Annotated in this window: 8 protein-coding genes; all 8 read right to left on the reverse strand. The window is 44.0% G+C overall.

Going from position 1 to position 6,190, the window contains the following annotated elements; all coding sequences use genetic code 11:
• On the reverse strand, positions 1 to 1,540 hold a 1,540-nt coding region (locus tag AB4Z17_RS31105), incomplete at its 3' end, for an MDR family MFS transporter (protein WP_441964168.1).
• Positions 1,541 to 1,693: 153 nt separating this feature from the next.
• Entirely contained in the window at positions 1,694 to 2,437 is a 744-nt protein-coding gene (gene recO, locus AB4Z17_RS31110) for a DNA repair protein RecO (protein WP_076266897.1), read from the reverse strand.
• A gap of 128 nt (positions 2,438 to 2,565) precedes the next feature.
• Positions 2,566 to 2,727 carry a YqzL family protein gene (locus AB4Z17_RS31115; RefSeq protein ID WP_441910441.1) on the reverse strand — a complete coding sequence of 54 codons (162 nt, stop codon included), beginning with the start codon at positions 2,725 to 2,727 and terminating at the stop codon, positions 2,566 to 2,568.
• Between the two features lie 100 nt (positions 2,728 to 2,827).
• Complete coding sequence (gene era / locus AB4Z17_RS31120; RefSeq protein ID WP_054024225.1) at positions 2,828 to 3,751, reverse strand: GTPase Era; 924 nt, start codon at positions 3,749 to 3,751, stop codon at positions 2,828 to 2,830.
• A gap of 8 nt (positions 3,752 to 3,759) precedes the next feature.
• Positions 3,760 to 4,197, reverse strand: a complete 438-nt coding sequence (gene cdd, locus AB4Z17_RS31125; RefSeq protein ID WP_441910442.1) for a cytidine deaminase — start codon at positions 4,195 to 4,197, stop codon at positions 3,760 to 3,762.
• A 24-nt stretch (positions 4,198 to 4,221) separates the two neighbouring features.
• Positions 4,222 to 4,584 (reverse strand): diacylglycerol kinase family protein, encoded by a 363-nt coding sequence (locus tag AB4Z17_RS31130; RefSeq protein ID WP_076266894.1) that lies wholly within the window; start codon positions 4,582 to 4,584, stop codon positions 4,222 to 4,224.
• Positions 4,584 to 5,081 (reverse strand): rRNA maturation RNase YbeY, encoded by a 498-nt coding sequence (ybeY, locus tag AB4Z17_RS31135; protein ID WP_339203441.1) that lies wholly within the window; start codon positions 5,079 to 5,081, stop codon positions 4,584 to 4,586. Before ybeY ends, AB4Z17_RS31130 begins: the two co-directional genes overlap by 1 nt.
• Positions 5,078 to 6,190 (reverse strand): HD family phosphohydrolase (locus tag AB4Z17_RS31140; RefSeq protein WP_441964170.1); only part of this gene is annotated, 1,113 nt, incomplete at its 5' end. The genes ybeY and AB4Z17_RS31140, both read right to left, overlap by 4 nt.

Below are 6,190 nucleotides of genomic sequence, written 5' to 3' on the forward strand. Positions count from 1 at the left end.
AATGTGCACGAATCTCATCTGTATTAGCCGTTTTTCCATCATGTTTGCCGATAATATCTTTCATACCCGTATTCCCCATCATCAAAACACAAACTAATGCTAAGCCTGCGGGAACAATAGACCAAACAAACGTGGTTGATACTGAATCTGACAAAGCGGCAACAATCTTCTCCATGACTGGAGCCGGTATTTCCGCACGCTTCTCCGGTGATAACAGCTCACGTGCATTTTCCGTCATCGGAGCCGCTCCTTCTCCACCTGCGAAAGCATCTGTCATACCCTTAGTAAAGTGGTTGCGCTGAATAATGCCGAATACCGTAATCCCTACTGTCATGCCTAATGAACGAATGAAGGACATCGTAGATGTGGCGCTTCCTCTTTGCCGCATATCGAATCCATGAATGGAGGACATTCCAAGCACAGAGAATGAAAAGCCGATACCAAATCCAGTTAAGAACATATACACGGACAACATAAACCTTGTAGTTTCCGGCGTAATGGTGGATAGCAAGAAAATACCTGTAATAAATATAACAGCTGAAATCATCATGACGCTGCGGTAGGACATTTTGTTGACTAATAAACCACCGAGCTGCGCCGCAATAACTGATCCCAAGGTCATAGGCAGCAAAGTTAAACCTGCACTAACCGCTGTTCCGCCGAATACGCCTTGGACAAACATCGGGATATATAAAGCTGCTGTAATAAACGCCGCTCCGTAGAATAAGCCTGCTCCCGTACTTGCTGCAAACAGTCTTTGTTTGAACATATTAAACGAAATAATTGGTTCTGCTGCCTTCGTTTCCACAAAAAGAAATATGCCGAGTAAAACGGCAAAGCCAGCAAATAAACCAATAATTTGCGCTGAATCCCAAGCAAACTCAGTTCCACCGAGCTCGAGTGCAAACATGAGACAGACGATAGAGCCCACAAGTGTCGTTGCTCCCCACCAGTCGATCTTTTGCTTGGAATGAGAAAGCGACTCTTTGTAATAAATAACGATAAAAGCAAGTGCCACAAGACCAATGGGTACATTGATGTAAAAGATCCAGCGCCAATTGATATATTCCGTTAAGTATGCGCCTGCAAGCGGTCCAAACAAGCTTGAGGTACCAAATACAGCACCGAACAATCCACCCATTTTACCGCGTTTCTCTGCTGGAAAAATGTCAAATACGATTGCAAAGGCAATTGGCATCATCGCACCGCCGCCAATACCTTGAATAGCACGGTAAATAGTCAGCTGCGTAATCGATTCAGCCGTTCCGCAAAGAACAGAGCCGATTAAAAATAAAGAGATACCTAAAACGAAAAAACGTTTTCTCCCATACATGTCAGACAATTTCCCGAAAATCGGCATGCCTGCCATCTCTGTTACCAAATATGCAGATGTAACCCACACATATTTGTCCAAGCCGCCAAGATCGGATACAATCGTTGCCATTGCGGTCGATACAATCGTATTATCGATTGATGCGACCAGTATACCAAGCAAAAGTCCGGCCACGACAAAGCCCAGTCTATTTTGTCCTGTAGACATCAGGTCAACCCCTCCAATTACTATGAATCTCAAACAACCTCATCTATCATAAATCAATTTCTTAGATGATGAAATCATGCAGAGGAATGAGCCTCCCCTCCGTCTTGAGACCGATAACAAACCAAAAGCACCCATTTCAAGAAATGAATTTCTTTACATCAATTTATCGAGCTGGTCAAGAAAATTACGCGATTTCAACTGCATTCCTAAATGAGTATCTAACAGCTTACGCATAGCAATTTTAAGCTCTGCTTTTGTCTCAGGCTTCACTTGAATTGAACCAAGTCTTCTCATATCCATCCTGCGGAACAAACGAAGCAGCTTATAAGCACCCTCCCCTAGCGAAACCGCATGAGGATCTTTGCCGGTACATCGTGAGCATAATATTCCACCCGCATAGGGAGAAAGTTTAAAAGGACCAACAACATTTCCGCAGCTTACACACTCATCAAGTGCAGGAGCATAACCAGACAAGTCCAAAATGCGCATTTCATAAAGATGAGAAACGATTTGCGGGTCTTTGCCTTCTTGAAGTGCTGAAAGACATGCTTTTAGCTGCTCAAAATGAAAGCCCGTTGCCTCGTCGTCCTGTATGGAACGATCCGTCAATTCTGCTACGTAAGAGGAATAAGCAGCTAAATCAAGCTTCTCACGCAAAACATGGTGAGATTCAATAATCTCACCATGATTAAGCGTGCCAAGCCCGCTGCTTCGGAAATAAACAAACTCTCCATATGTAAACGGCTGCGCGAGCGAAGAATGTTTGCTTTTCACCTTTTTCGCTCCGCGTATAAGTACACCCGCTTTTCCATTTGTCTTCGTCAGCAGTGTAACAATTTTATTGCCTTCCCCGTAATCCATGCTTCGCAGTACAATTCCCTCGACACGATACAACATAATGCAAACTCTCCCCTGAAAGCAGAAACGTATGTTTACCGTCCCATGGCGGCAAACATACGTTTAGCTGTTAGAAACAAAAAACCTTCAATACTTGATCAACCGATTCAAATAATGCCATTGATACGTTAGACAGATGTGTCCTCGAGGTCCAGCTCGGCAAGCTCATCCTGATTTCCTACTAACGCATCGGAGCTGCCCTCTGCTCCGTATTGGTTTATTTCCTTGTATAACATGAAAGACTCGACATCCCCGGTCAACGTAAAATACTTCCACGAAAAATTCCGCATACGTATTCATCCCTTTCCGTCCCCTGAAATGCTGCTTCAGACGTTAATAGGATGCGATAAACCGCTCATGTCTATCCTTAACAAAATACGTCAATTATGCTTATTCGTTCCGGTAACCAAGATCCTTCAGCACACGCTCCTGATTGCGCCAATCCTTCTTCACTTTTACCCACAGCTCGAGAAAGATGCGTGAGCCAAGGAGCGCTTCGATATCTTTTCGCGCTTGTTTGCCAACTTCCTTCAGCAAATCGCCTTTTTTGCCAATGATGATCCCCTTCTGAGAATCACGCTCTACAAAAATAACAGCGCCGATATACACGACTCCATTTTCCTTTACACGCATATCTTCAATTGTTACTGCGATTGAATGCGGAATTTCCTCACGCGTCATATGCAATATTTTCTCGCGAATAAGCTCCGAACAAACAAATTGCTCAGGGTGATCAGTTATTTGATCAGCTGGATAATACTGTGGTCCTTCTGGCAAATAACGAGTCAGCTGTTCAAGCAAGGTTTCCACATTATTGCCCTTAAGCGCTGAAATTGGAATAATTTCCGCAAATTCATGCAATGCATTATATTGTGTAATCATCGGCAGAAGCTGTTCAGGCTCTACTTTATCGATTTTGTTCATTACTAGGAAAACAGGTGTTTTCACTTTTTTCAGCTGTTCAATAATAAAACGGTCACCGCCGCCAAGTCCCTCTGAAGCATCGATCAGAAAGAGCGCTGCTTCCACTTCACGAAGCGCGCTTTCCGCGGTTTGCATCATATAATTTCCAAGCTTGGATTGTGGTTTATGAATACCAGGTGTATCAAGAAACACGATTTGTGTGTCATTTGTCGTATAAACACCATGAATTTTATTCCGTGTCGTTTGCGGCTTATCTGACATAATCGCAATTTTTTGACCGATAAGATGGTTCATCAGCGTTGATTTACCAACATTTGGTCTGCCGATTATTGCTACAAAACCGGACCGAAATTTTTTGTTGCTGCGTTCATTTGATGTTTTTTGATTCATATTCTTGTTTAACGCTCCCTATTATCTAATGAAGCCGGCGTGAAGGCACCCGGCAATATGCCTGAAACGGTTGAGATCGTCCATTGACCTTTTAAATTCCCCATAATGACAGGCATTTCTGGCGGACATAGCTCAACTAGAACTTGGCGGCAAACGCCGCATGGCGCGATTGGAGTATCCGTATCGCCAATAACAGCTATTGCTTGGAATTGTCCTGGTCGCTTACCATCCGCTACTGCGCGATATAATGCGGTACGCTCCGCACAGTTTGTTGGACTGTAAGCTGCGTTCTCTATGTTGCAACCATAATGGACTTGGCCCTCATCGTCAAGCAGTGCTGCTCCAACCTGGAAATTTGAATAAGGAACGTATGCTCTTGACATCGCTTCCTTAGCCGCATTCATTAGCGAAGTGTAAGACTCCGACAAACCTTCAAAAACCACCATAAATATCCCGCCATTCCCCGTTTTTTAATCCATTATTAAATGCCATAAGGGCGGCCCAAGGATGAGCAGCCCTATAATTGCAGAAATTGCAGCAGCAACTAACACCGCCCCAGCAGCAACATCCTTAGCAGCTTTAGCTACTGGATGAATATTGGGGCTTGCTAGATCAACCGCCTGTTCAATTGCCGTATTTATCATTTCAGCACTTATCACGAGGGCGATCGCCATTAAAATAATCGCCCATTCAAGCGGCTTAAGTGATAGCATAAATCCTAAACAGCACACCACAGCGGCGGCAATCGCGTGAAACCGCATATGACTTTGAGTCCGAAGAGCAAAACCTATGCCGGATATTGCAACTGCGAAACTAGATATAACTTTTCGCATTAACGAGTTAAGCCAGCCTGCTGCAAAATCGCTTCTTGCTTAGCGGTCATTTCGGCTTCTGTTTCATCATCCTGATGATCGTAACCGATCAAATGCAAAAACCCATGAACAAACAAAAAGCCGATTTCACGTTCCAAGGAATGACCGTACTCCTCGCTTTGAGCAAGAGCCGTATCCACGCTTATTATAATATCGCCAAGCATGCCTGAGATCGGGTCCTTCTCATCCTCGCTGTCCACTTCAAAAATAATATCGAGCTCATCTACGCCGTCTTCTTGCATAGCGAATGACAATACATCGGTTGGACGATCAATTCCGCGATATTCACGATTCAGCTGATGAATTTCCTCATCGTTTGTGAATGTTAAAGATACCTCACCATCGGAAATGCCTTCCGCTTCACCAGCCAATTGCAGCAACTGCTCTATTTTTGTAATCCAATCCTCGGGTATTTCCAGCTTTTCCTGCTCATTGCTCCAACCGAGTTGCAAGCTCATGACAAACGCTCCTTTGTTTTCACATCATCCGGATATTCAATACGTGAATGGAAGATGCCAATTACGCTTTCCTTAAGTGAATGCGCAATTTTGTCCAGCTCCTTCAACGTTAAATCACATTCATTGTATTGATTGTCATCCAGCCTGCTTTTAATAATTTTGTTAATCATTGCTTCTACCTGCTCTACTGTCGGGTTGCGAAGGCTGCGAACCGCTGCTTCCACGCAATCAGCAATGCCAACAACAGCCGCTTCCTTTGACTGTGCCTTCGGACCAGGATACCTAAAATCATCTTCCGTAAACGCAGGTTCGACACCTTGTTCTTCCGCTTGTTTTATCGCTTTGTAATAAAAGAATTTCAGCGATGTTGTTCCATGGTGCTGCTCTGCAATATCGCGAATCGGCTTAGGGATATTGTGCCCTTTAAGCATATCGACGCCGTCTCTCGCATGAGCAACAATGATTGATTTGCTTAACTTAGGATCAATCGTATCATGCGGATTTTCAATATTGGATTGGTTTTCGATAAAATAATTCGGCCGCTTCGTCTTTCCAATATCGTGGTAAAACGAACCAACCCGGCATAATAAGCCGTCTGCCCCAATTGCTTCTGCTGCCGCTTCTGACAAATTGCCCACCATTACGCTATGGTGATAGGTTCCCGGCGTTTCAGTCAACAGCTTGCGAAGCAGCGGGTGATTGGGATTCGAAAGCTCTACAAGCTTAAGCGCAGATAAAATGCCGAATGTAACTTCAAAGAACGGCATCAGTCCAATGACAAGCACCGCAGTAATCAAACCGCTAGCAAACGCAAAAGCAACAGAATAGATGAAATGAGCCCGTTCCAGCTGTTCAGACAGCAGTAAAATGGATAAAACAGACAAGGAGCCGAATAAGCTCACCATTATTCCGGCCTTCAATATTGTTGATCGCTGACTCGCTCTATGAATCGAGAAGATGGCAGCAAACGAAACGACAATAATGACAAAGCCGTACTGGAAATCAAAAATTTGATGCTGGCTCGTGTTCAATATAATACTGCCCATTATTGCAAATATTATGGAGCTGATCATGGCTAGATGCATATCTAGCAGCAATGTAATCAGCAT

It is taken from the genome of Paenibacillus sp. TAF43_2 (genome assembly GCF_052113545.1).
Lineage (GTDB): Bacteria > Bacillota > Bacilli > Paenibacillales > Paenibacillaceae > Pristimantibacillus.

Coding starts and splice junctions, on each gene's coding strand:
- recO (WP_076266897.1), bottom strand. CDS start 2,437: ATGTTGTATCGTGTCGAGGGAATTGTACTGCGAAGCATGGATTACGGG.
- AB4Z17_RS31115 (WP_441910441.1), bottom strand. CDS start 2,727: ATGCGGAATTTTTCGTGGAAGTATTTTACGTTGACCGGGGATGTCGAG.
- era (WP_054024225.1), bottom strand. CDS start 3,751: ATGAATCAAAAAACATCAAATGAACGCAGCAACAAAAAATTTCGGTCC.
- cdd (WP_441910442.1), bottom strand. CDS start 4,197: ATGGTGGTTTTTGAAGGTTTGTCGGAGTCTTACACTTCGCTAATGAAT.
- AB4Z17_RS31130 (WP_076266894.1), bottom strand. CDS start 4,584: ATGCGAAAAGTTATATCTAGTTTCGCAGTTGCAATATCCGGCATAGGT.
- ybeY (WP_339203441.1), bottom strand. CDS start 5,081: ATGAGCTTGCAACTCGGTTGGAGCAATGAGCAGGAAAAGCTGGAAATA.